The organism is Collinsella aerofaciens, assembly GCF_039062365.1.
Lineage (GTDB): Bacteria > Actinomycetota > Coriobacteriia > Coriobacteriales > Coriobacteriaceae > Collinsella.
The window spans coordinates 117,867-144,215 of sequence record NZ_JBCJBI010000004.1; the positions used below are offsets into that span (position 1 = coordinate 117,867).

Here is a 26,349-nt window from a genome sequence, read left to right on the forward strand (position 1 = left end):
TGGTGCGGCGTATAGGATTCGAACCTATGACGTTCTGATTCGTAGTCAGACCCTCTATCCAGCTGAGGTAACGCCGCAACGCACGGATTATTATGCACGTGAGCCCTCGATGGGTCAAGCAACAATTTGGAAAATTTTTACGGAGCGCTGATTAAGTTGTCGTGCTGATCCGCACCGGCTTCGCCCGCCTGCCGGCGGACTCGCCCGCGGGCTAAAAACGCTCCGCGTTTTCTTGACGCCCGCGCCTCGACCGAGGTTCGAATCCATGCGGCGTCCGCCTAAAAGAAAAGCCCCCGTTGCCGGAGGCTTTAAGTTCGATTGGTGCGGCGTATAGGATTCCGCGTATCCGCTTGCGCGGATCCGCACCGGCTTCGCCCGCCTGCCGGCGTGCTCGCCCGCTCGCTACGGACGCTCCGCGTCCGCTTCACGCTCGCGCCTCGACCGAGGTTCGAATCCATGCAGTGTTTACGTAAAAGAAAAGCCCCCGTTGCCGGAGGCTTTAAGTTCAATTGGTGCGGCGTATAGGATTCGAACCTATGACGTTCTGATTCGTAGTCAGACCCTCTATCCAGCTGAGGTAACGCCGCAGCGCAAGACATATAAAACCACTTTAGTTCGTTAGAGTCAAGCAAAATCTCAAACTTTTTTTCGCGCGGGCCGCAATTTGTCACGCTGCACCACAAGCATCGGCGCTTCTCGTGCGATCGATTGGCTTTTCGATCACATCGAACCCGACGCCAAGCTCCCCCAGAAGCGACCGCACCCGTTGGGCACAGTCGTAGTCGGCAAAAGAAATGCTCAGCATTCGGGCCACCTGATTAGAAGTTCCAACGCCATAGAAGTGCTCAAGGACAACAAGCGCCTCATGCGCCACAAATGTCTCGACCACATGCGGCGATTCCTCAAAGCACCATTGCGTCAACGGCCCCTCGCTCGTCTGTCGAACCACCAGGCCACCCATGCCAGACGGCTCACACGCTACAAGCAGGTACTCCCCACCCTCGTCGCTCTCAAACAAAACCACCCGCTCGTCAAACAGTTCCATCGCGTCCCCTTCCTCTCGCTCTTATCTAGTAAAAGCATAGCAGGTAGATAGCTGTATACAGAACATTTGTTCGTGTGTTTTATATTGAGCTGTCCGGACGGTATGGTATGGGCTGCGCACAAAATAGGGCGCCCCAGATGGAGCGCCCTTGCAAATCGCTTGTGTGTCTAAGTTACGCGACCGGCTCGATCTTCTCGAGGCCGCCCATGTAGGGACGCAGGACCTCGGGGATCGTGATGGTGCCGTCGGCATTCTGGTAGTTTTCCAGAATAGCGGCCATAGTACGGCCAGCCGGCAGACCGGAGCCGTTGAGGGTATGCAAGTAGCGCGAACCCTTGAAGTTCTCGGGGTCACGATACTTGATGTTGGCGCGACGAGCCTGGAAGTCACCGCAGTTGGAGCAGGAGCTGATCTCCTTGTAGGCGTTGTAGCTCGGCAGCCAAACCTCGACGTCGTAGGTCTGACGGGCAGAGAAGCCCAGGTCACCGGTGCACAGACTAATCACGCGATACGGCAGGCCCAGCTGCTGCAGCAGGTACTCGGCCTCGGCGGTCATGCTCTCGAGCTCCTCATCGGACTCCTCCGGTTTGGCGAACTTGACCATCTCGACCTTATCGAACTCATGCTGGCGAATGATGCCGCGGGTGTCGCGACCGGCGGAACCGGCCTCCTCGCGGAAGCAGGGGGTGAAGGCAGTGTAGCGACGCGGCAGGGTGTCGGCGTCGAGAACCTCGCCGGCGTGCAGGTTAGTCAGCACGACCTCGGCGGTGGGGATCAGGAAGTTATCGCCCGAGACGTGATAGGCGTCGTCCTCGAACTTGGGCAGCTGACCCGTGCCAAACATGGTCTGACGCTTGACGACGATGGGCGGCCACCACTCCTTAAAGCCGCGGCTGGTATGCGTGTCCAGGAAGAAGTTGATGAGGGCACGCTCCAGGCGGGCGCCAGCACCACCGAGGACGGTGAAGCGGCTACCGGACAGCTTGTTGCCGCGCTCGAAATCGAGGATATCGAGGTCGGTTCCCAGATCCCAATGCGGCTTGAAGTCGAAGTCGAACTCGCGCGGGGTGCCCCAACGACGGCGCTCGATGTTCTCATCCTCGTCCTTGCCGTACGGGGTGGCCTCGCACGGGATGTTGGGCAGATGAGCCATGAAGTCGTACTGCTCCTGCTCGAGGGCGGTACGGCGCTCGGCCAGACCGTCAATCTTCTCGTTGACGGCGCGCACGGCCTCCTTGGCGGCCTCGGCCTCGTCCTTCTTGCCCTCCTTCATCAGGGCGCCGATCTTCTTGGACTCGGCATTACGCGTAGCCTGGAGCTCCTCGACCTCGGTGATGACGGCACGGCGCTCGTCGTCGAGCTCAAAGAACTTCTCGCGATCCCAAGACGTCTGGCGGTTAGCCATGGCGACATCGATGGCATCGGGATTCTCGCGAACAAACTTGATATCAAGCATTAGATCCTCCGGCGATATACATTCCATTTAGGTTGCAACCTTGTACATGTATGGGCAAGTATATACTTATGAGCGTTTACGACCCAACTCAACTACGCAAGAAGGCACCCAATGGACGCAGTTTTTTCCTTTTTGTTTGGCACCCGCACCGGTTTTGCCATCCTTTTCGCCGGCGGCATCCTGTTATTTGCGATTCTTGCCTTTGTAATGGAGAAGCGTACCCATAAGATGTACGTCGACCGCGGACCCAAGTCCGAGAATGAGGAAGACAGCTTCTGGGACTAACCTGCCAAAAAGGGACAGGTTTATTTTGGTCTGTTTTATCTGGGCAAACGCAAGCGCCCCGCAACTGGAATTGAGCCAGTTGCGGGGCGCTTTTCGCTAAAAGGACAAAACCGCAGAAAATACCTGCCAAAAATAAACCCGTCTTTTTTTGGTCGGTTTTACTGGAGAGTTGCGTCGATTGCCTTGACCAGGGCGCTGCGCATGCCGGCGTCCTCGAGCGCAACGACGCCCTTGATGGTGGCACCACCGGGCGAGCATACGGCATCCTTCATCGCCGCAGGATGCTGACCAGTTGCAAGCTGCAGCTTTGCCGTACCCAGCACCATCTGGCTCACAATGCGATAGGCATCGGCACGCGGGATACCGTGCTTGACCGCCGCATCGCTCAGGGCCTCGATTGCCATAGCGACAAATGCCGGAGCGCAACCACCCACCGTGCCGCCCACAAACAGCAGGCTCGTATCGAGCTCGACCACCGCACCGAGCTTGCCAAGCAGATCAAGCACCACTGTGCTCTGCTCATCACTAAGCGTGGAAGCCTTCTCACAAGCGATGACGCCCTCGCCCACCGAAACCGGTGTGTTGGGCACCGTCGAGATATGCGCGACGCCCGGCAGGACCTGCTCCCACTTGGCACTGTCCCAGGTCCAGGCAACCGACAGAACGACCTTTTTGGCAAGAGCATCCTTGAGCGGGGCGAATATCTTCTCGATCATGTACGGTTTGACCGCAGCGACCACGATATCGGATGCGGCGACAACCTCGGCGGCATCGTGGCAGGCGACCATGCCGCGTGCCTCGCAGCGCTCAACCAGTGCGTCGTAGCGACCCGCGCAGGCGCACATGTCGCTCGCAGCTACACCGGCAGCGATCCAGCCATCGGCCATAGCGCTCGCCATATTGCCAAAACCGACAAATCCAATCTTCATATCTCATAGTCCTTTCAGACACGCTCTTCAAAACGAAAGCTATTGTCCCACGCCATTGTTTCGTATTGCCGACCTATTTGTGATACGGCTCGCCACGGCTGATCTTGCAGGCGCGGTAGATTTGCTCCAGCAGCACCACGCGCGCCAAGTTATGCGGCAAGGTAATACGTCCAAAGCTGAGCATCTCGTCGGCTCGTGCGCGCACGTCATCGCTCACGCCGTCCGATCCGCCAATCACAAAGGCGATGTCGCTATTGCCTCGCAGCATAAGATCATCGAGCCGCGCCGAAAGCTCCTCGCTCGAGCGCTCTTTGCCCTCAATGGCCAGCAGGATCACATGCGCTCGAGGCGGCAGGGCTGCAAGTATCGCCGCTCCCTCCTTGTCGCGCGCGGCATCCACGCCGCCCGCCTTAGCCGGGTCGATATCGGCCACCTCGCGGATATCCACCTTGGCATAGGCACCTAGGCGCTTGGTGTACTCGGCGCACGCGTCCTTCCAAAAGCGCTCCTTGAGCTTACCGACGCAAACGACGGTGTATTTCACGCGTGTCTACTCCTTCGAATCGTTTTGAACTTTGCTGGCTGTCAGCATCTGCTCGAACATCGAGGCCGACTGCGAGAAATCGCTCGGCAGCACGACCGTCGAGGTTTTACCCGTGCGAGCGAACTCCGTCATCATCTCGGACCACTGCGTAAACATGAACAGCTGGTTGGCCTCATCGTTGCCAACACCTGTCTCCTGGATGATCTCGAGCGAATCCTTGATGCCCAGCGCGATGGCCTTGCGCTGGTTGGCGATGCCCTCGCCCGCCTTTTCCATAGCCTCGGCCTCGGCGGTCGCCTCGGTGACGCGCTTGATGCGGTCGGCCTCAGCGAGCTCCTGTGCCGCAGCGCGCTTGCGCTGGGCGGCGTTGATGTCGTTCATGGAGTTCTCAACCTCGGTCGGCAGTGCGATTTTGGTGATGAGCGTCGACACGAGGGTGAAGCCGTAGGCGGCCATCTGCTCGGAAACGGTAGCGTTGACATCCTTGGCGATGTCATCCTTCTTGGCAAAGACCTCATCGAGTGTGTAGACGGGAATCGAAGAGCGCAGGGCGTCGGTGATGAAGTCACGCATCTGGTCGACGGGCTCCTGCAGCATGTAGTAGCTCTTGTAGATACCCGAATCTGCCGGGCCGGCGCCCATGTCATAGCTCACGTGATATTGAGCCGAGACCTCGAGGCCGATGGTCACGTTGTCCTGGGTCTTAACGTCGATGCCAAAACCGTTTTTCATGGTGCGCAGACTCACCGTGGCGGCTTTGCGGTCAATCACGGGTACCTTCATGTGGAAGCCCGCGTTGACGATGCGGTTGAACTTGCCTAAGCGTTCGATGATCACGGCATGCTGCTGTTCAACGACATAGCAGGCGCTGGGAAGCAGCAGCAACAGGATGATGATGGGAATCAAAAGGCTGGTAAGGGCGGCGATGATACCGGAAAACAGCATGGTCTCTCCTCTGATAGGCACACGTTGGCATTAGGATACCCGTCCAAGGAGATCGTGCATAACAAAAAAGCTCCCATTGCTGGGAGCTCTTTCATTCAATGGTGCGGGCGAAAGGACGTCCGCGTATCCGCTTCGCGGATCCGCACCGGCTTCGGCCGCCTGCCGGCGTCCTCGCCAGCTCGCTAAAAACGCTCCGCGTTTTCTTTACGCTCGCTCCTTCGCAGGTTCAAGTCCCTGCGATGGGCCCATAACAAAAAAGCTCCCATTGCTGGGAGCTCTTCCATTTAATGGTGCGGGCGAAAGGACTTGAACCTTCATGGGGTTGCCCCCATACGGACCTGAACCGTACGCGTCTGCCAATTCCGCCACGCCCGCGTGCAGGAATTAGAATAACGGAGCGCCATCGCGAACGCAAGAACTATTTTTGAAAAAGTTTGCAGGCATTTTCCCAAGCTGCTCGCGCGATTGCCTCAGCATCCTCGCCGGTACGATCGACACGGTCGTTGACCAGCGTGTTTGCCGTAATGGAGATCATTGCGGACTCGCATTCAAGACCGCGGATGGGCTCCGGAGCCATATACGGGCAATCCGTCTCGAACAAAATTCGATCGAGTGGGGTTGCCGCAAATGCCTCACGCACGTCGTCGTTGCGCTTAAAGGTGGCCGCACCACCATAGGCGATATAGCAGCCCAGCTCCACAAAGCGCTCCATCGTGGCGCGGTCCTCGCCAAAGCAGTGCAGCACACAACCGGCCTGGGGCACGCCCACCTCACGAAGCACGTTGTAGGCGTCCACGTGCGAGGTACGCTCCTGGTCCGTGTCCTCGTGACGCAGATGTAGCTCCACCGGCACGTTACGGCACACGGCAAGCTCGAGCTGGCGCGCCATGCAGTCAATCTGCACGTTATGGGGTGCCGGCGCGATATCGTCGTCATAGTCCATGTGGTAGTCCAGGCCGATTTCGCCAATACCGGCGCATAAGGGATCATCGAGTGCGGCAACGACCTGTGCGTGAACGTCGTCGGCATAGTCCGGCGCGCCATACGGATGCACGCCGGCAAGATACTTGATCTGCGGGATATCCTGCATCGGCAGAATCTCGCGCGTCAGCCAGTCGCTATAGTCCGTCACACTGCGTTTATCAGCGATGGGGTCGAACATCGTCACCAACAGGTCGACGCCCGCCGCCTTGGCACGCACGAGCGTCTCAGGCACATCCTTGCCCCAGAACGAAAGCAGATGCGCATGCGTGTCGGCAAGCGGTGCCAAGGGCACGGGACAAGCAACCGTCTTCTTTTTCTTGGTAAACGTCACGCGTTCGGCATTAGGCATCATGGATTAGCTCCTGGGCCAGACGGACAAAGTCAGCAACATCAAGCGTCTCGGCGCGCGTGGTGGGCGCGATACCGCAAGCCTCAAAGGCGACATCGAGCACGTCCTTGGCAAAGCCGTTGGCGCTCATGGAATTGCGGATGGTCTTGCGACGCTGAGCAAATGCAGCATCAATCACGCGGGCCACAAATTCGCGATCGAGCCCCTCGGGCACCACGCCGTCAACACGGTCGATACGCACGACGGCCGAGTCCACGTGCGGCGTCGGCATAAAGCAACGCGGCGGCACCTCAAAGCGACCCGTCACCTGCGCGTACAGGCCGAGCTTTGCCGTATAGCCGCCATAGGTCTTGTTGCCCGGCGCTGCGGCAATGCGATCGGCAACCTCCTTTTGCACCATGACGACGGCACGCTTGAGCGCCGGCATCGTCTGGAAAAATTGCAAAATGATCGTCGCCGCCACGTTATAGGGCAAGTTCGCGACAAATACCGTGGGCTCGCCGCCCGCAACCTGCTCAATCTGCTCCGGGCCCACCTTGAGCGCATCGCCCATGATAAAGCGGAAGTTGGCATAGTCGGCGGCGTGGGCGTCGAGCACCGGTTCGAGCTCAGGATCGGCCTCAATGGACGTAACGCACGCCGCTTCCTGCAGCAACGCGAGTGTCAACGTACCGCAACCCGGACCCACCTCGAGTACGCGCTCGTCACCTGTAAGCTCGGCAAGCTCGCAGATACGCTCGATCACATGATTGTCGATTAGAAAGTTCTGGCCCAGGCGATGCTTGGTCGCAAGGCCAAACTCCTCCAGCAGCTCCCTGGTGGCCGTGGGGTTTGCCAAAGGCGAAGTTGTCATGGTTGCCTCCTTAGCATGATGGCGGCGTCTTGAAACAAAAGGGCATGGACCGTGGCGGCCATGCCCTTACAGCTAAACAGCAAATTGCCGATATGGCGCTCGCGCGGTCTCTACGCCAGACGCGGGAACAGCGGATCGCCCTTCTCGACGGGCTGACCGCCGGCAAGCAGGCCCCAAGCGCAAATGCCCTTGAGGTCGTCGCTCGCGGCCTCGTCCTCGCAGGACAGGCGGCGCAGAGCCTCGGCAGAAGTCTGGGGCATGAGCGGCATCAGCAGGTGAGCGGCAATGCGGATGGCCTCGAGCAGGTTGTAGATCACAAATGCCAGCTCGTCAGCCTTGGCCTCGTCCTTGGCAAGTGCCCAGGGCTCGGAGTCCTCGATGTAGTGGTTGGCGGCGTGGATGAGTTCCATGACCTCGTCCTTGGCTCCACCGTAATCGAGCACGTCCATCTTGGCCATGTAGCGGTCGACCAGGCCATCGGCGATCTTTGCCAGCGGGTTGTCGAACGCATCGAACGATGCGGGCTTGACGGGCGCGCAACCGTCAAAGTACTTGCCGCTCATGTTGAGCGAACGCGAGATGAGGTTACCCCAGCTGTTGGCCAGGTCGGCGTTGTAGACCTGTTCCATGCGCTCAAAGCTAATAGCGCCATCGGTACCGGGTACCACGTCGGTCATAAAGTAATAGCGGTAGCCCTCGACACCCAGCATGTCGATAACGTCCTGCGGAGCAATGGCGTTGCCGCGGCTCTTGGACATCTTCTCGGCCTTGCCGGTCTCGGCGTTGCGCACGGTCAGGAAGCCGTGGGCAAAAACGTGCTCGGGCAGGGCCTCGCCGATGGCCATGAGCATGGCAGGCCAAATGACACAGTGGAAACGGATGATGTCCTTGCCCACGATGTGGAACTGCGCGGGCCAGCGATAGGCCAGCTCGGCACGCGCCTCGTCGGTGTCGACACCGTAGCCGACGGCCGTCATATAGTTGAGCAGCGCATCGAACCACACGTAGGTCACGTGACCCTCGTCAAACGGGACCTGGATGCCCCAGTCAAAGCTCGTACGGCTCACGGAAAGGTCATTAAGGCCGCCCTCGACAAAGCTGCGTACCTCATTCATACGGAACGCAGGCTCGACAAAGTCGGGGTGCTCGTCATAGAGCTTGAGCAGCTTGTCCTGGAAGGCGGAAAGCTTAAAGAAGTAGGACTCCTCCTGCACGCGCTCAAGCGGACGATGGCAGTCGGGGCATAGATGCTGGCCGACGCTGCCGTACTCCTCGTCGCCCTTCTGAACCTGTGTATCAGTGAAGTAGGTCTCGTCAGGCACGCAATACCAACCGTCGTAGCTGCCCTTATACAGGTAGCCGGACTCCTTCATGCGCTCCCACAGGTACTGCACGGCATGATGCTGGCGCGGCTCGGTGGTGCGGATGAAGTCGTCGTTGGAGATCTCGAGCTTGCTCCAAAGCTCCTTGAAGTGCGGGGCCTGGCTATCGGTCCACTCCTGCGGCGTCATGCCGTGCTTGGCTGCGGCCTCGGCGACCTTCTCGCCGTGCTCGTCCATGCCGGTCAGAAACTTGACGTTAAAGCCAGCGGAGCGGCGATAGCGAGCCTGAACGTCGGCGATGATGGTGGAATAGGCCGTGCCCAGGTGCGGATCGGCGTTGACGTAGTAGATGGGCGTCGTGATAAAGAACGAAGGCTTGCTTTGATCCATGGGGTTTGTCCTCCAGAAAAACGTTGCATACAGAGGATGATTCTAGCGCAAGGGCTGGATATCCTCCATCTATTGCATATCGAGCACCATGGCATAGACATCGCGCTTGCGGCGCGAATACTTCTGAGACAGGCGCTTGGCCACCGCAGAGGCGGGCTCCCCCTCCTCAAGCGCGACGCGGATATCCTCGCGCAGGGCCTCGTCGGAATCCGCTGCCGCGGCGCCAACCGGCACGGCACCGGCCTCCTCATCCTCGCTCGGCGGCGCGATGACCAGCGCAATCTCGCCCTTTACCTCGCCGCGAGCACGCAGCTTCTCGGCAAGCTGGGCAGCGGGCCCGCGCAAGACCTCCTCGTGCAGCTTGGTGAGTTCGCGGCAGACGGCAACCTCACGCTGGGGAAAGACCTCCGTCACGGCCTCAAGCGTCGCCACGATGCGATGTGGAGACTCGTAGAAGATGAGTGCGCCGGGCACCACGGCAAGGCGCTGCAAACGGCGCACGCGGTCGCCGTGCTTTCGGCCCAAAAAGCCCTCGAAGAAAAAATGCTCGCAGGGAATACCGGACGAAACGAGCGCCGTGACGCAAGCAGAGGGCCCGGGAATAACTTCGACGGGCACATCGGCCTCACGCGCCGCCTCGACCAGCGCCTGGCCGGGATCGGACACACTCGGCATGCCGGCGTCCGAGGCAAAGGCGAGGGTCTCCCCCGCCAGCAGACGGTCGACCAGGCCGGCGGCGCGGCTGGCGATCACATTCTCGTCGCAACGGACAAGCGGCTTGGAAATGCCCAGGTGCATCAGCAGCTTTGACGTCACACGCGTGTCTTCGCAGCAGATGGCATCGGCGGCGGCAAAGGCCTCGCCAACGCGCGGGGACAGGTCGCCCAAGTTGCCGATGGGCGTGCCGACCACATAGAGTTTGCCCGTATGGGCGCTGTTTTGCGTCATATCAACCTATTCAATCATGCCGCGCTCGAGCGTACCGAGCGCCGCGCGGGCGTCCCATGCTGCAATGCGCTTCTCGGTCTTCCACGTTTGGAAGAACCAACCGGCAGCCGGCGCAAACGAAGCCAGTTGGTTGGCGATAAACACGCGCTCGTAGGCATTGCGGCCCTCGGGCGTAACCGACGAGTTGGCAAAGATCGCCGCGCCCGACCATTCGCCCACCAGCACGGGGAATCCAGTCGAAATCGCTTCTTTGAGCTCGCGCTTGTTGCGCGAAATCGCCGTCGTCAGCCCGCGGGGGCTCGTGATATCGAGCGCATATTCGTCGCGGTAATGGTACAGGTGAAGGTCCATGTAGACGTTCTTGTACTTGGCGCCGCGCATAAAATGCTTCCACTCGCTGGGATGCCCCGACGACGAAAAGACGACGATCTTATCCTCGGGCATATACGAACGGACGAGCTCATAGGCATCGCGATAGAAGTTGCGCAGGTAGTGCGCCGGAATGCCATCCGTCATGGTGAAGAGGCTCTTGCGGACACTCATCTGCGGCGTATCCAGCAGTTCAATGCCCAGCAGGCTCTCGGCCTCGCCGTAGCGATCGGCCAGGCGCTCGAGCACGTCGAGCGCGACATGACGACCGTTGGTGGACGAATGCCACTCGGCAACAGCCTCTGGCGTGGCGGGCGAATCATTGGAATCGCCCTGGCCACCGGGCACAGTTGCTAGATCAAGCAGCACGCGGATGTCGTACTTGGCAGCCCACTCAATCGCACGGTCAATGTAGTCGACAACCGAGATGTAGGACGCATCGGACTCCTGCGAGCCAAAGGCATACCAGGGCACCGGCAGACGCACGGCATTGAGACCGATCTGCGCCATGCGACGGAAATCGTCCTCGCTCACAAACGTCTCGTAATGACGGCGCATGCGCTCGTTATAGGCGGCGGTGCCCATGGCCTCCTGCAGCTCGGCCGCGTTGGATGCACCGGTCGCCGCGTATAGCGACGGGGTCACCCAAGGCTCGGGAATAAACCAGCCAGAGAGATTAACGCCGAGTATCCTCTCCATCACTGCCCCCTTCGGATCGTGCAGGCCGAGCCTGCATCGTATTGCACAGGAAAAGTATCGTTTTGAGTATACCCGCGCGTGCGGACAGACGACCGAACGGTCTGTAAAGTGGCGCAAAAGCGGGAGGAATATCTGGGCGGGCCCGAGATGGCGCGCCGAGATGTACATATGCGCCGGAAGTAGGCGGCCGGAAAGCGCATCCCGTTTTTCGCAAAAGACTGGGATGCATTTTCCGCGGGTCCACATAAAAGAAAAGGACCCCTTTGCAGAGGTCCTAGTCAATTCAAGGTGGCGGGGAAGGGAATCGAACCCCTGACACGAGGATTTTCAGTCCTCTGCTCTACCAACTGAGCTACCCAGCCATTTGAGGTGTGCCTTGTTTCAAGGCTTGATTAGTATAACCAAGGACGCGTTCCGGTCAACCGAGAATTTTAAAAAAGTTTTTGAGCACAGCCTCGGTTCTATAAATCGGCACGTCAGAGGCATCAGCCGGCAGCAAGAAGTTTTTCACTCAGAGCCGCACGGGCAAACTCACTTGGCGTCATCCCCTCGGCAGCCGCCCGTCGACGAATGGCCTCCTTCATTCCCAGAGGAATCTTGACCGACAGCGTTGCCGTCCCCTCACCTGAGAGCGGGGGCCGTCCATGCACGATCCCACCAACGGTGTGTTCGCCATCCGGAAACTCTCCGCGCTCGTACGACTCGCACCACGCGTCAATCATTTCATCCGTTACAACCTGACCATTAGCGGCCGTATACGTCTTGCCCATCATCGACCCCTTTGCCGAGCCTGTTCAATCTCCTGCCAAAATTTCTTCTGGACTGGAGACAAGGCATGAATGATAAGCCACCAACGGACAAGCTCGACCGCGACAAGCTCCACGCTTCGTCCGTCTGGGAGCCATCCAATCGCAAGCCATCTCGGCGGCTCGTCCTTCGACTCGCGACGAATGCACTCAGTAACCGCAAGCCAAGCGCTAAGCACCTGCTTTTCCGTCAGGTGCTTTTTAGCGTTGGGATGAATCTCAACATCCATGCATCTTCTCCTCCATCTTACCCAATTTCGTATGACGAAAGTCCACTGTCGCCAATTCTTAAGCCGGCACGCGTTGGAGAGCAGGAGTCGAAACAATGATTGAAGGACGCTCTAGTACGGCCCAGGCGCCGGGGCAGGAGCACATGCGCCAAGGGCGGACGTTTTTGTAGCGCGCGAGGATATTGCCGTCGCGATCGATGAAGGCGATGTCGATGGGATAGGCCATAAAACACGTATGGACCGAAAAGCAGCGTGGAAACGCCATGACGAGCGGCAGGCCGTTGGCGGCAACCGGACGCCGTCCCAGCATGCCGCGCAGGCGCACGACAAACGACTCCGCCACCACAAACTCGGCCGGCGTCCAACCCAGCCTATTGAGTGCCCGCGCATAGACGATGTAGGACGAGACCGCGGTCACATGACCACCCCCGGACGCCATGGATCGACCGTCACCGCACGCTCGTGCGACAACGTTGTCGGCGCCCCCAGCGGAACGCCAGCGATGCTGAGAGAAGTCGGCCACGGCTCATAGTGCATGGTGCAGGTGTAGGTCCTAAACGTACCGGATAGGGAGAGCAGGCCACCATCCGATGCCTTCGCGCCTTGCTCGCTCGACACTTCGATCTGCAAGTCATAGCCTTCCATGGCATTCAGAATTTGAGCCTGAACCGTCGCCGAGGCATCGGCAGAGCTTTCGTCGCCCTCCCCCTCCGACGCCACGGCATGCGCTAGCACGATGTCGGGCACCACGCGGTCGAAGCGCGCGACAGCGCTGGCAAAGATCATGACGTTGTACACGATGAGTGCCAGCACCAGCAAAACGGGCGTAACCACTGCCATCTCCACCGTCGCTTGGGCGCGCTCCTCGCGCAGACGCATGCGGATACTCATTACGACCCACCGCCCAGAGCGCCAACCAGCGTGGCGACATCGACGGTGAGCGGGATGGAGCCGCCGCCGGGCAGAGGAATCTCCGCAAGTGTGAACACCGTACCACTAATGGTGCGTTCGACTTGATATTCCAACGCCTCGCAAAGCGCCTTGGGATCGGTCACGCCCAACGGAATACTTCGCAGCTTGTCTTGCGCTTGAGATAGACCAGCAATGTCAGACCCCGGACTCTTAATGACGTTGGCGGAATCGGTCAGCACCGGCTTTCGCAGGCGCAAGTCGCACGGTTCCAAACCCAGCGCCGCCACGGATGCCGAAACGGTATCGCCGAGCCACGATGCAATGGAGCCCAACGCGCCGCTGCCCCCTCCTAGGTCTTTAATCATCTCGTCCATAAGTTCGTCGGCCGAACCTTGGATATCACCGTATCCTACGAGCAGCCGTCCCCAAACATCCATGACGCCGTCGAGCACGCCGGCAACGCCGCCCGAGCGTTCCTTCAATGTCGAGAAAAATCGCGAAAGCACGTTGTTTTGCGCCGTCGCCTCATCGGGCGCCAGCACCGCGGCAGAGATGGCACCGCGACTGCCAAGCTCAACCGCCGTGTTAAACGAGGAGTTAAGTTGATCGGGGCTGGTCATATCGCCCGAAACCGCAAGGGCAACCACGCCGTTGCGGCCGGGCGGGGCGATACGCGGACGCTCACCCGAAAGCGCTTTAATGGCCTGGTCAAACGCATTGCCCGCACGGTCGGCCTCGTCCTCGGTCTGACGCTCAAGTTCGAGTTCTTTGTTGCGGCATTTAACGTAGTCCTCCATGGCGTCTTTGAACCTGTCGAAGTGATATTCGAAGCCGTTTTCGATAGAGGTTGAAGGCGCCGCAACAGCACCAAGCGACAAAACGCCAAAATGGCATTTGCTGCATTTATCCTGTCCATCGTAATCGGCAACCGAAGCAAATCCGCTCGGCGTTCCTTTCTTATAGTTGGGGCAGGTCGTCCCGTAATGCAGATACGCCTTGTCATCGTTCACGCTCGTCGGCCACACCGCATCGGTATAGAGTTCCGTCGCCCGAACCTCATCAGAGTTGCGCGGCAGCAGCGGAATATAGGAGGAAACCCTGTCTCCGTTCTCGGTTATATTTGCCCGATCGACCTCCGCACTCGCATAGGTATAAAACGCCTTACGCGCCGCAGACTCTGCCTTCATCTCGACACTCGGGCCGTGAGGCTTCTCATTTGTCAGACGCCAATGGTAGTAGTCCTTCGCGCGATCAAGGGCAACTTGAGGCTCCCACGTAACGCTCGATGAGTAATGCGGATTTTGAGCACCAGAGAGATCCGTTAGGCTTTTTGCGCGCTCCCACATACACGAACAGCTGCCGACCGAACCTTTATCCGATCCGCCGCAGTCCGCAAGCCAGGCGCGCTCTTTTGCTTTCGCCGTATCCTCAGATGCCTCCTTCAGCTTCTTGGCTGCGAACTCCAGGTTTTCCGATGTGTCTTTAATGACATCGGTCGAGATCTCGGACCCCTCGAGCGCAGCGAAGTCCGACTCGGATGTCCTAGGCACGGCAAGCGCCGTACCGGTATAGGTCACACTATTGGTATCCTGCGCCGACACCGCCTGCGTGGCACGCGCGGCGATCAGATACGGCAGAGCCGTCTCGATTTTCTGTAAGCCTTCCGATGCGCTTTTGGCAAACTTGTTGCGCGTTTTAATGATCTCGATCCCGGTGTCGACCATATTGCCGGCAACCGGCTCGGCACCCGGGATGAGGATGGCGACCAGGCCCGTCCCGATCGTGGCAAACCCCGCCAGCCCCAGACTCAAGATGCTCGCATCAACCACCGTGGCAGCCGTGTGATAGGACGACACTACGTTGACACCCGCCAGCGCGCCGCTATCGGCCGCCACCTGGGTATCCCCGGCACGCGACATGCTCCATATCGCCGCGGTTGACGAAAACAACAACGTGAGCACCACCAGGATGACCACGGCAGAGGAAAGCGTGGTGTAGGCACCGTCTTCGATAAACAGGTCGATACCGGATCGACCCATAAAGCCGCCTCGTTTGCGATGGCAGCTCGGACGGCGCGTCAAAACGCGTCTAGACCAGAAACGCTTAATCCCATGCAGCAATCCACGAATCATAATCTCCCTCCAGCCATTCGGGACGCGATTGATACGAGACATCGACCTTGAGCTCAACGTAGCCGCCCTCGGCGGTACCACCCATAGCCTGCGCAAACGCACCGATCACAGGCAACGGCTTGACCTCGCCGGAAACGGACACGGACGAGACGCCACCCGCACCGGCCCGGCCAAGCTCGATATCCCACGACAACGGCCCGCCGGCATGAAAGATCGAAACGTTGGGCACTGCGGCAAGCCGGCAGCGGGTGAACTCCTTAAGATCATCGTCCTCTGCCGTCGTCGTGGTCATGAGCCGCGCGGTCTCGGCGGCGGCAGACTCCATGACCGCGCACGTATAAAGCAGGCACACCGGTTGCAGTGCGAGAAGGATGAGCGTCAGAAACGTCGGCAGCAAAAAAGCGGCCTCGACCGTAGACTGCGCCCGGTCCTCGCGCGCGATATCAATACAACGCGATGTCCTTAGCGCCCGCAGCGGCGTCGATAACCGACGTCGAGGCAACGCCATGGGATGCCGCCCGCTCGGCCAGCGCCGCCAAGCGTCCATCGGTGCCAGCACGCCAAAGTCCCGCAATCGCCAGCACGATCGATAACAGCGCCACCGTGACGATGGCGTATTCCACAGTCGCTTGGGCAACCTCTTCACGCAGGACATCATGCATTTCACGACCCCTCCTTTGACTCCGTTGTTTGCGGAACCAGACGCACGGCACGCAGGCGGCACGAGGCATCGCCGGCATCCGCAGCGACCGTCACCATATCGACCCAGCCGCGTCCATCGCGCACGATGGCGCCCCATACGTTGCCCTTAATATCGAGATAGCCGCTCAGGGCGAGCTGGGCCGTTGGCACCTCGCGGTAGGCGCGTAACATATCCGCCGCTGCCTCGGCCATCGGTCGGTCCTCGGACCATGCAAGCCGGACCGCAATCGCGTTGCCCTCAGGCGAATCCGTCGCAGTGCCAGACCGCTTGTCGAGCGTCCGCAGAAAGGTTTGCGCCGTGACAGCGACATCCGAATCGTTCGCATCTCGCGTCTCATCTTTTTGAGACGCCACCGCCAAATCTGAGCCCGAATCGAAGGCGGCCCCAGGACGCTGCTGCCGCGCGGCGTTAAGCCCCCAAAGCACCGCCGCTATCGCCACGATCAGGCAAGCAAACACCAGCAGTACCCCGATGGGGCGCTCGCCCTCTACAGACTGTTGATGCCCTCGCTGATCGCATCCCATAGCTCTTTAACCTTGCCTTTAAATGCAACGATGGCAATAATCGCGATCACCACGAGCACACCCACCAAAATGGCGTACTCGGTGGTACCCTGCGCGCTCTCCTCCTGCAACAGTTCCCTGGCATGCTGGCGAGCGCGGATCGCCCGGCAAAAAGCCCAGTTCCAAGCCTTGTCAGCAACTTCGACCATCGTGTTCATGTATTCCTCCCTACATCATCCCGCCTGCTCCCAGCAGCGGGCCCAATATGGACAGAAGCAACGCCGGCAAGATGAGCGTGCCGGTGGGAATCAGCAGCTTGACGGGCGCACGCTCGATCTCGCGCTCGACCGCGGCGCGATGAGCCGCACGGATCTCGCGACTTTGAGCGGCCAGCGTCTCGGCAAGTGGGGCACCCAGGGCGAGCGCCTGCCCCACCGTGATCGCAAAGGTCTCGAGCGCTCGCACGTCCAGGTCGCGCGCGGCGGCCAACAACTCGTCCTCACGCGTGCCCACGCCCACCTGCCACGCCATGCAGGCCCGCTCAAGGCGAAGAGCCAGCACTGACCGGCGGTTGGCACAGAAAATCTCAAGCGCCGCATCAAACGAAAGGCCGGCAGAAAGCCCCAGGCGCACCACGTCGATCATCTCGGACACTTCGCCGAGCGGCACTAGCGCCGGGCCGCCCGCCCCAACCGCGCCCTTCACTCGCGCGGTCAGGGCATCGACCACCGAGCGACCCGCAGCAGCGACCAGCACCGCCTCGCGCTTGCAGGCCCCTGCGATCTTGCGCGCATCCGCCCGATCCAAACCCGTCGCGACAAATACACTCAGGGCGCACAGGCAAGCCGCAACTGCAACCAGGGCGCTCATAGCTCCACCCTCATAATGCGCCGGATAACCACCAGGGCAACGGCGTTGAGGGCAAGACCCAGCACCACAGCGCCCGCACCGGCAGGCGTTACAAGACCGCGACGAAAATCTGCCGAAAGCAGCGCCAACACTGCGCACATGCCCGCCGGCATCGCCGCGACCATATGCGCCGACATGCGGGCCTGCGACGTCTTGACATCCAGGCGGCGCTTGAGCTCAATGCGCTCCCCCACCATGCTCGACGCCTCGGCCAGTAAGTCGGCAAGCGGAGCACCGGTGCGCTGAAGCACCTTAAGCGCCAAGGTCACAAGCGAAAGACCGGGGGCGTCGATGCGCACGAGCAAGTCATCGAGCGCGTCGGTCGCCGAGATGCCGCAATCGATCGCCGCCGCTACCCGCAAAAACTCGGTATGTACCGGCTCTTGCGCATGAGCGCCCACAAAGCGCATGCCCTGGGCCAGCGAGTGTCCCGAGGCAAGCGACATAGAGAGCGCCGTAAACGCCTCGGGCATGGCCTCTTCTGCATCGTGTTGCTCGCGCCGGCTCTCAAAGCCATCCCGAGCGGCGCCAACGGCAATCGGAGCAACAAGTCCCAAGGCAAATCCGAGGGGCGATAACGACACCATCGTCAGTAAAACGCAGCAGACACCGCTCGATAGCAGCAGAAACGCCAGGCGAGTCGCGTTATCCTCAATAGCAAGCCCAAGACGATCTGCGGGGACCAACGATGCCCACGAACGGGCGATCTTTGTCAGCAGGTCGTTTTCCGCCAACTCACGGGGCAGCTTCTCCGCCATCGATTCGAGCGTCTGGCGCGCCAGCTCCGCCGGCGGTACCCGCGGCACACGAGGCTCTGCCCCACACACCGTCGCGACAGAAAGCCCTGCCAAGCCCCCTACGACGAGGGGCACAGTGATCTCCATTCGTCCACCTCCTCTTGTGTAAGCGTTCCCGACCGCAAGCCCTCCGCAATAAACGGCGGCTCGCGGTCGAGCGTCCAGGTGCGCTCGGCAGCATCGAAAGTCACGTAGCGTTCGAGCTCAACACCGCCCGACACGCCGCGGTGAACCCCCGAATATGAGGCTACAAAACGCCTGCCATCGGCATGGCGCTCGGACATCACGATGCCGTCGAGCGCCATGGCAATCTGCTCCTCGATGAGCTCGCTCGGCAGATCGATGCCATAACGTGCAAGCAACGTCAGACGCACCACGGTCTCCTGTTCTGAACCCGCATGAAGTGTGGTGAGCGACCCGTCGTGGCCCGTGTTCATGGCCTGCAACATGTCACAGCACTCGGCACCACGCACCTCGCCCACCACGATGCGGTCGGGGCGCATGCGCAGGGCATTAGTTACTAGGTCGCGAATCGTCACCGCACCCTCGCCCTCAATTGAAGCCTCGCGCGCCTCTAGGCGCACCACGTGCGGATGATGCGCAAACTTGAGCTCGGCAGAGTCCTCGATCGTCACGATGCGCTCGCCGGTGGAAATCTCGCATGACAACGCGTTGAGCAGGGTGGTCTTACCAGATCCCGTGCCTCCCGCAACCGCCAGGTCCTGTCGCAGCGACACCGCGCACGACAGCAGCTGCGCATACCAAAGCGGCAGCGACCCCAGCCCCACAAGCTCGTCCAGCGAGCAGATACGGTCCGAGAACTTTCGGATGGTAAGAATCGGTCCGTCAATCGCCACAGGCGGAATCACCGCGTTGACGCGATAACCCGTTTTGAGGCGGGCGTTGACGATGGGGCTGCGCTCGTCGATACGGCGGCCAAGTGGCGAGATGATGCGGTCGATAAGCACACGGATCTGCTCATCATCCTCGAACGCATGCTCGATGGGGCACAAGACGCCGCCGCGTTCAAAGAAAGCCGAGCGGCAGCCGTTGATCATGATCTCGGTAACGGTGTCGTCCTCGATGAGCGGCTGCAACGGCCCCAAGCCCACCACGTCATCCAAAATCTCGTCGATGATGGTCTCGCGCTCGGGCGTCGCGAGATCGGTCGGCTCCTCAACATTGAGCGCCGCCTCCACCGCGGGACGCAATTCCGAGCGGGCAAGTACCGGGTCGACATAGGCGCTGATACGCGCCACTTCGTCGTAACCCATGCGGTCCATCACGGCGCGCTTAGTGCGTCGTTTCACCGCGCGGCGACGCCCCGCATCTACAGGCGCTGCCGCCGCTGCAGCGCCGGCAGCCTTAATCCTCGTTTGCAGGCTCATCGCTAATCACCCTCGCGCGACCAGGGAAGGCGGATACGCGGGCGTTCGGTGCGCGTTGCACGGTCGGCGACCATATCGCTCCAAGGGCCGACGGCGCACCCCAGTTCCACGAGCATCTCGCGCGTGGCCTCGCGCACGCTGGTCGCAAAAGCGCTGGTCTGCCCCACTGCCTCGTCAGCGCGCCCAAACGCCATGAGCGCGGCGAGATCCTGCCCGCCATCGGCGATACGAATCTTGGAGCTCAACGCACAGGCAATCTCAAAGCGCATGGCGACGTCCTCGTCTGCCCCGCGCGCACCGAACCGGTTGAACACGGCGCTCATGCGCGTGCGCGGCACACCTACTCGACTTGCCAGTTCAATGACGCGCGATGCCGATGTCGCGGACGACACCGCAGCATCGCCAACGATCAGGCAACGGTCGCTCGCCGCCACCGCAGCCGCCATGGCGTCGCCCCAAAAGACCGAGGTATCGATAAAGACCACGTCGGATTCGCGACGCAGGACATCAAGCAGTAGCTCCACCGGACGTGCCATGAGCTCGGCTTGCTCGGGCGCCGCGACGGGACCCCAGAGCGTAACGCCCGGGGCGACGCGCATCGATGCGGCTACGATATCCGGCTCGGTGAGCGTGCCCGCCGCCGACGGCTCGATAAGTGCCGCCATATCGCGCGGAGCATCGACGCCTAACAAGTCGTAAAGGTTTCCAAACATCAGGTCCAGGTCGAGCACGGCGGCACGCAAGCCCAACAGCGACGATGCGTGTGCCATGGTGGCAACGATCGTCGACTTGCCGCAACCGCCCGAGCCCGAAATGACGCAGACGACCGGAGCTCGATGCGGCGAAGCGGCAGCGTCTGCCGGCGGCATCGGAGGCGGCGGGGCGGGCGTCGGTGACAGCGTCCCCGTCTCCCCCGCCGCAACTACACGCTGCGTCCAAGCCGGCATGTCAGCTTGTTCGGTCTGCGAGGCAGGCTCGTTCTGCGCAATCTGCTCATGCTGCATCAGCGACAACTCGCCGCACCCGGCAAAGCCCTCAACTTCGTCGAGTTCATCCGCCAGATTCACGCCGTGCACGTATCCCATATCTACAGCCGGGGAGTCGCCAGCATGCTGCGCCGGCCCTCCAGCGTCATCGCATACAAGGGGGTTCCGGGGGCGCCGACCATGCTCGGCTTCCGCTTTTCCATAATCATCAACACGCGGGCCTCTTGTAGCGCGAGGCGCCCCGGGTTCCCTATCAACAAAAGCATCGGGCTCAATCGTCATGCGCCGATCGGAATCAACCGCTCCCTCGCCCGCGCGCCCGCTGCCGCATATACTGTGCGCAGCGATGACCTCGGTCGCCCCCGCGCGAAACAACCCCTCGATATCCGACGGATCGAGCGCTTCTATCAAGACGACCACGCGACTCACGCGGCCTTCGGCCGTCAGGCGCGCAACAGTCTTGCGCACATCTTCGGTATCAAACAGAGACGCTGCGATGATGGCAGCCCCGCGGCGCGACGGAAACGCCCGAGCCATGGAAACCAGCCCGTCCAGGTCACCCACGCGAAGCACCTGTGCACCCGCATCACGGCCCTCGACTTCCCGCTGCAACAGCCCGTAATCGCCGCACGCGCAGCACGCAAGCCAGATCGCCTTCATCACTCGTCGCCTCCGCTCTTTTTGCCGCGCGCCGTGGCGGGAATCGTCAAGCTGACCGTTCCCTTGCCCGAGGCTCCCAGCAGTTCCTTGACGTCTTCGGGGTCAGCTGCCAGCGTCACCCATTCGATCTTGCCCTCGCGCGTAGCACCAGAATCCTCACTGGTATCGATCACGTGCGCGCCGCACAGTCGATCGGTTACGCCGTCTTTTTGCACATACACATCCACGTAGCTGCCCACGCCCGTAGCACCGCCGACCGAGTGCTCGGCATCGACCGCCACCGAAACGGCGACCTTGCCCTTAGGCACCTCGAGCTTGTGGCTCTCGGCCTTGGTGTAGACATTGCAGATCACGGCGTTTTTGGGAATACGCGAAGTCGTCACGTCGCCGCGCACCTGGCGCAGCTCGGTCGCCGCGTCACGCGGCAGCAGACTCGTCAGCCATTCCTGGGTTATGACATTGGTCTCATCGAGGGTCTCGCCCACATCGATATCGCGCGCCGCGACGCATACCTCGACGCGATCGCCACCGTACTTGGCCAAGGTCTCAGCCTGGACCTGTTCGGCTTGCGAGCGGATCGACGAGCCGTAAACCATGCAGAGCAGAGCAGCGAGCACGCCCGCGACCAGACTGATGGCGATGCGCTTGCTCTTGTTCACGGCCGCTCCTCTCATGGCAGTGCCGGGCGAATGCCCGTACCACCATTGTCTGGGCGGTCAGAGTGCAAAGCGGTGCAATCGCGATCTTGGTTTTCGATGTCAAACCAATCGCTGACCAAAAGCTGACCAGCCCGTCAAGCTCGTGGCAAAGTTTTGGTCAGCACGTCAGCAAACTGCATGTTTCGAGGCTTTTCCGCAGCAAAAAAGCCGTCTCCCGACCAGTTGGGAGACGGCTGTCATAGGAAAAATCAATTACAGATGGACATCGGGATCGAGCATTTGAGCGCTCACGCGCATGGATGACGCCAAGTTTTGGAACGTTTCCAGACGCAGACTGTCGATCTGCCCGGCGTCCTCGGCCTCGCGAACGGCGCAACCCGGCTCATGGGTATGTGTGCAATCGCCAAACCGGCACGCGCGCGATGCCTCGACAATCTCGGGGAAGGCGCGCGCCAGACCCCGCTCGTGACCCACGAGCGGTAGGCTGCGCAGGCCCGGGGCATCGGCGATCACACCGGCGTCGCCCGGCAGCGCCACCATCACGCGCGCGACGGTAGTGTGACGGCCCTGGTCGTCGCGCTCGCGCACGCCGCCGGTCGCCAATGTATCGTGACCCAGCAGCGCGTTGAGCAGCGTCGACTTGCCAGCACCCGATTCACCCAAGATCATGGCGCAGCTCCCGGCGGGCACGCAGGCGCGCACCTCATCCAAACCACGGCCCTCGGCAGAGGACGTCACGATTACGTGCACGTCTGGACCCACCAAGCGGCGCACGCGATCCAGGTCGCGTGCAAGCTCATCGGCGTCGCATCGGTCGGCCTTGGTGAGTACCACCACCGGCTCGGCATCGCAGTCGAGTGCCAGCACCAGCGAGCGTGCCACGCGGTCGAGCAACACCTCGCCGGCGCCAAGCGCCTGCACGATCAGAACGCTATCCACGTTGGAGCAAAGCACCTGACGTTCGCCGCGAGCGCGTCCACGCCAACGCTCAAAACTCGTGCGGCGAGGCAGCACGCACTCGATCACGCCCATGTCGTGCCCGGGCGCACGGCGCACCGCCACGCGGTCGCCCACGGCTGGCAGCAAAACCTCGTCCTCGCCACGCGACTTGGCAAACCCCACGGCATGCTCGGCACGAAAGGTATCGTCGGCAGTCGCTACCAGCGGAAACCCGCGATCCAGGCGCACCACGGTACCAAGTTGCGTCTGCTCGGGCTCCTCGGCCTGGGCACAAAAATCATCGAAGGCAGCCTGCTGAGCCTCATCGATCGGTAGGTCGTCGAACGCCGGAACATCCTGCAGCGCGTCGAGTCCCGGCACGCTTGCCAGCAGTTCCTCGGCAGACGCGGGGGCTTCGGTCGCAAGCTTCCGACGACGATCGCGCTTAGCCCGCGCCCCCGTCGTCTTTTTCTTCGCCTTCGCCTTAGCCTTGCCCACAAGCGCCTCCCAGCACCACAAATCACAACTGAGCAGGTATTTTAAATCAAAAAGAGCTGGCCGGGCAAAGCCCTAAATCAAAAAGAGCCGGTCGAGCAAACGCTCGATCGGCTCACAAACTTTCCCTCAGCCCTTTATCATCCGCGCGGGAGAAAAGCCAGCAAGGATACCGCAGGGCCCGCCCCGGAAGCCCTTTCTCCCGAACGATCCCGCAGCGCGAAGCGCGAGGACCAGTGAGGGAGAAAGGGCGTGGGGCGGGCCCGGACGAGAACGTTACTCCTTCTCGACCGCGCGCATGATCGCCTTGTAGATCTCCATCAGCGGGATGATTAGGAAGGCCAGGCCCAGCGCGGCAAGAACGCCCTTGAGCTCAAGCGTCACGGGGCCAAAGAACATCTCGGCAAGCGTCGGCTGAACGGTCACGATAACCGTCAGTACCAGCGCCAGCGCGGCCGAAGCCCACAGCCACTTGTTCTGCTTCTTCATGCTAAACAGCGACGCACGACGGCTGCGCATATTGAAGCAGTGGAAAATCTCGACCATGTTGAGCGTGATGAACGCCATCATCACGCCTTCCTCGTCGGCATTGCCGGCGATCATATCGGCGATGTGGATGTAGCCCATGTCAAAGTACACGCCCACAAAGAAGCTCGCCAGCACCAGCACGGTGATGATCAGGCCCTGGACCACGCAGTCCAGGCCCATGTGACCGGCAAAGACGCCGTCCTTGGCGTTGCGCGGCTTGCGCTTCATGATGTCGCCCTCGGCATCCTCCATGCCCAGCGCGAGCGCGGGGAAGCAGTCGGTGACCAGGTTCACCCACAGCAGCTGCACCGGCTGAAAGATGGTAAAGCCGATGAGCGTGGCGATAAACACCGAGAAGACCTCGGCAAGGTTGGCCGAAAGCAGGAACTGGATGACCTTGCGGATGTTGTCGTAGATGCGACGGCCCTCTTCGCAGGCACCGATGATGGTGGCGAAGTTGTCATCGGCAAGCACCATGTCGGCGACGTTCTTGGTGACGTCGGTACCGGTGATGCCCATGCCCACGCCGATGTCGGCACGCTTGATGGACGGGGCGTCGTTGACGCCGTCGCCCGTCATGGCGACGATCTGGTCGCGCGACTTCCAAGCCTCGACGATGCGGGTCTTGTGCTCGGGCTGGACGCGGGCGTACACGCCGTAGTCCTCGATGTGCGCGTCGAGTTCCTCGTCGCTCATGCGGTCGAGGTCGGCGCCTGTGATGGCCTGGCTGCGATCGGTGACGATACCCAGCTGCTTGGCGATGGCCACGGCGGTGTCGATGTGGTCGCCCGTAATCATGACGGTGCGGATACCGGCATCGTGGGCCTCGCGGATGGCGTCGGCGACCTCGGGGCGGACCGGGTCAATCATGCCGGACAGGCCGCAGAAGACCAGGTCGTGCTCGAGCGCAGCGGGGCTGCAGTCACTCGGGACCTCGGTGTAGGTGCGGCTTGCCAGCGCCAGCACGCGCAGGGCCTCGTCGGCCATGGCCTTGTTGGCGGCCACGAGCTCGGCGCGACGCTCCTCGGTCAGCGGAACGACCTTGTCGCCCGCGTAGATATGAGTGCACAGGCCGATCACCACGTCGGGCGCGCCCTTGGTGTACTGCTCGTACTCGCCGTCCAGGGTCTCGACGACCACGGACATCATCTTGCGGCCAGAGTCGAACGGGGCCTCACCCACACGCGGGTGCTCGGCGGTCAGGCCGGTGAGCCCCGCCTTGCCGGCGTCGTTGACGAGGGCGCACTCAGTCGGCTCACCCACGGCCTCGCCCAGCTCCTCGTCCCACTGGGCGTCGGAGCACAGAGCCATGCCGGCCAGGAACTTCTCCTTAGGCGCAGCGAGCTCGTGCTTGACGACGGTCATCTTGTTCTGGGTGAGGGTACCGGTCTTGTCGGAGCAGATGGTCTGTGTGCAGCCAAGGGTCTCGACGGCAGAGAGCTTGCGGATGATTGCCTGGCGCTTGGCCATTTTGGTCACGCCGAGCGAAAGCACGATAGTCACGACGGCAACCAGGCCCTCGGGGATGGCGGCGACGGCAAGCGAGACAGCGACCATAAAGGTGTCGAGCAGCGCGGTCGGATCGGTGAGAACGTTGCCCACGCCGTGGCGGATGATGTCGACGCCAAAGATGACGACGCAGATGACGATAACCATGATGGTGAGGATGCGGCTGAGCTCGGCAAGCTTCACCTGCAGCGGCGTGAGCTCTTCCTTGGCCTCGGCCAGGGCGCCAGCAATCTTGCCCATCTCGGTGTTCATGCCGGTGCCGACCACGACGGCGCGACCGCGGCCGTACACCACGGTGGAGCCCATGTAGCACATGTTCTTGCGGTCGCCGAGCGGCACGTCGTCGGTGCCCGCAGCGAGCTCGATCACGTTGGCGTGCTTCTCGACGGGCACGGACTCGCCGGTCAGTGCGGCCTCTTCGATCTTCATCGTGGCGCTCTCGAGTACGCGGCAGTCGGCCGGGACGGAGTCGCCCGCCTCGAGCATGATCACGTCGCCGGGGACGAGCTCGGCGCTCGGCAGATGCACGAGCTTGCCGTCGCGCAGCACCTTGGACTGCGCCGCGCTCATCTCTTGCAGGGCTTCGAGGGCCTCCTCGCTTTTAGCCTCCTGGACTACGCCCAGCACCGAGTTGACGATAACGACGAACATGATGATGGCGACATCGGCAAAGTCCGCCTCGCCCTTGACCATGCCCGTGAGTGCGCTGATGACGGCGGCAACGATCAGCATGATGACCATGGGGTCTGCCATCTGCTCAAAGAAGCGCTTCCACAGCGGCGTCTTCTCGGCTTCCTCGAGCTTGTTAGGGCCTGTCTTGGCGAGGCGCGACGACGCCTCGCCGTTGCTCAGGCCGAGGTTCTCATCGACACCTTGGTCGCTGAGCACCTCCGCCGCGGCGGACAGGTATTCCTTTTGCATATAGAGTCCCCTCCTGGGATTCGGGCCACTCAGCAGATTGATGCCCGATCATAATTCCCAGGAGAAGGGCAAGGGCTCATCAAGGCTGCCGTGCTGAGCGGCAGTTGATAGTGGAGCTATGGTACCCCAAAGCGACGCGTCTAGCCAAAACAAT

General features: G+C 61.2%; 27 protein-coding genes and 4 tRNA genes. 1 reads left to right on the forward strand and 30 read right to left on the reverse strand.

Annotation, left to right across the window (positions count from 1 at the left end; translation table 11 throughout):
- From ABCN01_RS03485 to serS, 4 genes are all read right to left on the reverse strand, one after another.
- Positions 1-77, reverse strand: a tRNA-Arg gene (locus ABCN01_RS03485).
- 433 nt (positions 78-510) lie between these two features.
- Positions 511-587: transfer RNA gene (locus ABCN01_RS03490), tRNA-Arg, on the reverse strand.
- Positions 588-667: 80 nt separating this feature from the next.
- Complete coding sequence (locus ABCN01_RS03495) at positions 668-1,045, reverse strand: hypothetical protein (RefSeq protein WP_342995936.1); 378 nt, start codon at positions 1,043-1,045, stop codon at positions 668-670.
- 172 nt (positions 1,046-1,217) lie between these two features.
- Positions 1,218-2,501, reverse strand: a complete 1,284-nt coding sequence (serS, locus tag ABCN01_RS03500) for a serine--tRNA ligase (RefSeq protein ID WP_040359108.1) — start codon at positions 2,499-2,501, stop codon at positions 1,218-1,220.
- Positions 2,502-2,612: 111 nt separating this feature from the next.
- Here serS and ABCN01_RS03505 point away from each other — a divergent pair, with 111 nt between their 5' ends.
- A complete protein-coding gene (locus tag ABCN01_RS03505; protein ID WP_342995937.1) occupies positions 2,613-2,786 on the forward strand; it encodes a DUF6724 family protein in 174 nt (57 codons plus the stop codon).
- A gap of 158 nt (positions 2,787-2,944) precedes the next feature.
- On the opposite strand, the gene proC is transcribed toward ABCN01_RS03505, so the two are convergent.
- The 26 genes from proC to ABCN01_RS03635 form a co-directional block, all read right to left on the reverse strand.
- A complete protein-coding gene (proC, locus tag ABCN01_RS03510; protein ID WP_342995938.1) occupies positions 2,945-3,715 on the reverse strand; it encodes a pyrroline-5-carboxylate reductase in 771 nt (256 codons plus the stop codon).
- A 73-nt stretch (positions 3,716-3,788) separates the two neighbouring features.
- On the reverse strand, positions 3,789-4,259 hold the full coding sequence (gene rlmH, locus ABCN01_RS03515) for a 23S rRNA (pseudouridine(1915)-N(3))-methyltransferase RlmH (protein ID WP_217749852.1): 471 nt from the start codon (positions 4,257-4,259) through the stop codon (positions 3,789-3,791).
- Positions 4,260-4,265: 6 nt separating this feature from the next.
- On the reverse strand, positions 4,266-5,204 hold the full coding sequence (locus ABCN01_RS03520; RefSeq protein WP_342995939.1) for an SPFH domain-containing protein: 939 nt from the start codon (positions 5,202-5,204) through the stop codon (positions 4,266-4,268).
- Between the two features lie 288 nt (positions 5,205-5,492).
- Positions 5,493-5,579: transfer RNA gene (locus tag ABCN01_RS03525), tRNA-Leu, on the reverse strand.
- A gap of 43 nt (positions 5,580-5,622) precedes the next feature.
- A complete protein-coding gene (locus ABCN01_RS03530; protein WP_343014190.1) occupies positions 5,623-6,540 on the reverse strand; it encodes a TatD family hydrolase in 918 nt (305 codons plus the stop codon).
- A complete protein-coding gene (gene rsmA, locus ABCN01_RS03535; RefSeq protein ID WP_342995941.1) occupies positions 6,530-7,390 on the reverse strand; it encodes a 16S rRNA (adenine(1518)-N(6)/adenine(1519)-N(6))-dimethyltransferase RsmA in 861 nt (286 codons plus the stop codon). The genes ABCN01_RS03530 and rsmA overlap by 11 nt, the downstream gene beginning before the upstream one ends.
- Before the next feature lie 110 nt (positions 7,391-7,500).
- Positions 7,501-9,102, reverse strand: coding sequence for a methionine--tRNA ligase (gene metG, locus ABCN01_RS03540; RefSeq protein WP_342995942.1), 1,602 nt, complete (start codon positions 9,100-9,102; stop codon positions 7,501-7,503).
- Positions 9,103-9,171: 69 nt separating this feature from the next.
- Positions 9,172-10,050, reverse strand: a complete 879-nt coding sequence (gene rsmI, locus ABCN01_RS03545) for a 16S rRNA (cytidine(1402)-2'-O)-methyltransferase (RefSeq protein WP_342995943.1) — start codon at positions 10,048-10,050, stop codon at positions 9,172-9,174.
- A gap of 6 nt (positions 10,051-10,056) precedes the next feature.
- A complete protein-coding gene (locus ABCN01_RS03550) occupies positions 10,057-11,118 on the reverse strand; it encodes a glycoside hydrolase family 5 protein (protein ID WP_161115712.1) in 1,062 nt (353 codons plus the stop codon).
- Positions 11,119-11,407: 289 nt separating this feature from the next.
- A tRNA-Phe gene (locus ABCN01_RS03555) sits at positions 11,408-11,480 on the reverse strand.
- Between the two features lie 123 nt (positions 11,481-11,603).
- Positions 11,604-11,888, reverse strand: coding sequence for an ATP-binding protein (locus ABCN01_RS03560; RefSeq protein ID WP_035137167.1), 285 nt, complete (start codon positions 11,886-11,888; stop codon positions 11,604-11,606).
- On the reverse strand, positions 11,888-12,154 hold the full coding sequence (locus ABCN01_RS03565; protein WP_342995946.1) for a hypothetical protein: 267 nt from the start codon (positions 12,152-12,154) through the stop codon (positions 11,888-11,890). The genes ABCN01_RS03560 and ABCN01_RS03565 overlap by 1 nt, the downstream gene beginning before the upstream one ends.
- Positions 12,155-12,212: 58 nt before the next feature.
- Positions 12,213-12,593, reverse strand: a complete 381-nt coding sequence (locus ABCN01_RS03570; protein WP_343014191.1) for a DUF192 domain-containing protein — start codon at positions 12,591-12,593, stop codon at positions 12,213-12,215.
- Positions 12,569-13,045 (reverse strand): TadE/TadG family type IV pilus assembly protein, encoded by a 477-nt coding sequence (locus tag ABCN01_RS03575; RefSeq protein ID WP_342995948.1) that lies wholly within the window; start codon positions 13,043-13,045, stop codon positions 12,569-12,571. The genes ABCN01_RS03570 and ABCN01_RS03575 overlap by 25 nt, the downstream gene beginning before the upstream one ends.
- The gene (locus tag ABCN01_RS03580; protein WP_342995949.1) at positions 13,045-15,105 is read right to left on the reverse strand and encodes a hypothetical protein; all 2,061 of its coding nucleotides are present in this window, start codon (positions 15,103-15,105) and stop codon (positions 13,045-13,047) included. The genes ABCN01_RS03575 and ABCN01_RS03580 overlap by 1 nt, the downstream gene beginning before the upstream one ends.
- 64 nt (positions 15,106-15,169) lie before the next feature.
- Complete coding sequence (locus ABCN01_RS03585; RefSeq protein ID WP_343014193.1) at positions 15,170-15,595, reverse strand: pilus assembly protein; 426 nt, start codon at positions 15,593-15,595, stop codon at positions 15,170-15,172.
- 46 nt (positions 15,596-15,641) lie between these two features.
- A complete protein-coding gene (locus ABCN01_RS03590) occupies positions 15,642-15,860 on the reverse strand; it encodes a hypothetical protein (protein WP_342995951.1) in 219 nt (72 codons plus the stop codon).
- Position 15,861: 1 nt separating this feature from the next.
- On the reverse strand, positions 15,862-16,425 hold the full coding sequence (locus ABCN01_RS03595; RefSeq protein WP_342995952.1) for a hypothetical protein: 564 nt from the start codon (positions 16,423-16,425) through the stop codon (positions 15,862-15,864).
- On the reverse strand, positions 16,389-16,622 hold the full coding sequence (locus ABCN01_RS03600) for a hypothetical protein (protein WP_117634299.1): 234 nt from the start codon (positions 16,620-16,622) through the stop codon (positions 16,389-16,391). The genes ABCN01_RS03595 and ABCN01_RS03600 overlap by 37 nt, the downstream gene beginning before the upstream one ends.
- Positions 16,623-16,632: 10 nt before the next feature.
- On the reverse strand, positions 16,633-17,274 hold the full coding sequence (locus ABCN01_RS03605) for a type II secretion system F family protein (protein WP_342995953.1): 642 nt from the start codon (positions 17,272-17,274) through the stop codon (positions 16,633-16,635).
- Positions 17,271-18,197, reverse strand: a complete 927-nt coding sequence (locus tag ABCN01_RS03610) for a type II secretion system F family protein (protein ID WP_342995954.1) — start codon at positions 18,195-18,197, stop codon at positions 17,271-17,273. The genes ABCN01_RS03605 and ABCN01_RS03610 overlap by 4 nt, the downstream gene beginning before the upstream one ends.
- Positions 18,170-19,498: a TadA family conjugal transfer-associated ATPase gene (locus ABCN01_RS03615; protein WP_342995955.1), complete on the reverse strand. Its 1,329-nt coding sequence runs from the start codon at positions 19,496-19,498 to the stop codon at positions 18,170-18,172. The genes ABCN01_RS03610 and ABCN01_RS03615 overlap by 28 nt, the downstream gene beginning before the upstream one ends.
- 2 nt (positions 19,499-19,500) lie before the next feature.
- Entirely contained in the window at positions 19,501-21,144 is a 1,644-nt protein-coding gene (locus ABCN01_RS03620; RefSeq protein ID WP_342995956.1) for a CpaE/TadZ family protein, read from the reverse strand.
- Positions 21,144-21,803, reverse strand: a complete 660-nt coding sequence (gene cpaB, locus ABCN01_RS03625; RefSeq protein ID WP_342995957.1) for a Flp pilus assembly protein CpaB — start codon at positions 21,801-21,803, stop codon at positions 21,144-21,146. The genes ABCN01_RS03620 and cpaB overlap by 1 nt, the downstream gene beginning before the upstream one ends.
- 252 nt (positions 21,804-22,055) lie before the next feature.
- Positions 22,056-23,240 (reverse strand): ribosome small subunit-dependent GTPase A, encoded by a 1,185-nt coding sequence (rsgA, locus tag ABCN01_RS03630; RefSeq protein ID WP_425458726.1) that lies wholly within the window; start codon positions 23,238-23,240, stop codon positions 22,056-22,058.
- A 273-nt stretch (positions 23,241-23,513) separates the two neighbouring features.
- Positions 23,514-26,195: a cation-translocating P-type ATPase gene (locus tag ABCN01_RS03635; protein ID WP_342995958.1), complete on the reverse strand. Its 2,682-nt coding sequence runs from the start codon at positions 26,193-26,195 to the stop codon at positions 23,514-23,516.
- Between the last annotated feature and the right edge of the window lie 154 nt (positions 26,196-26,349).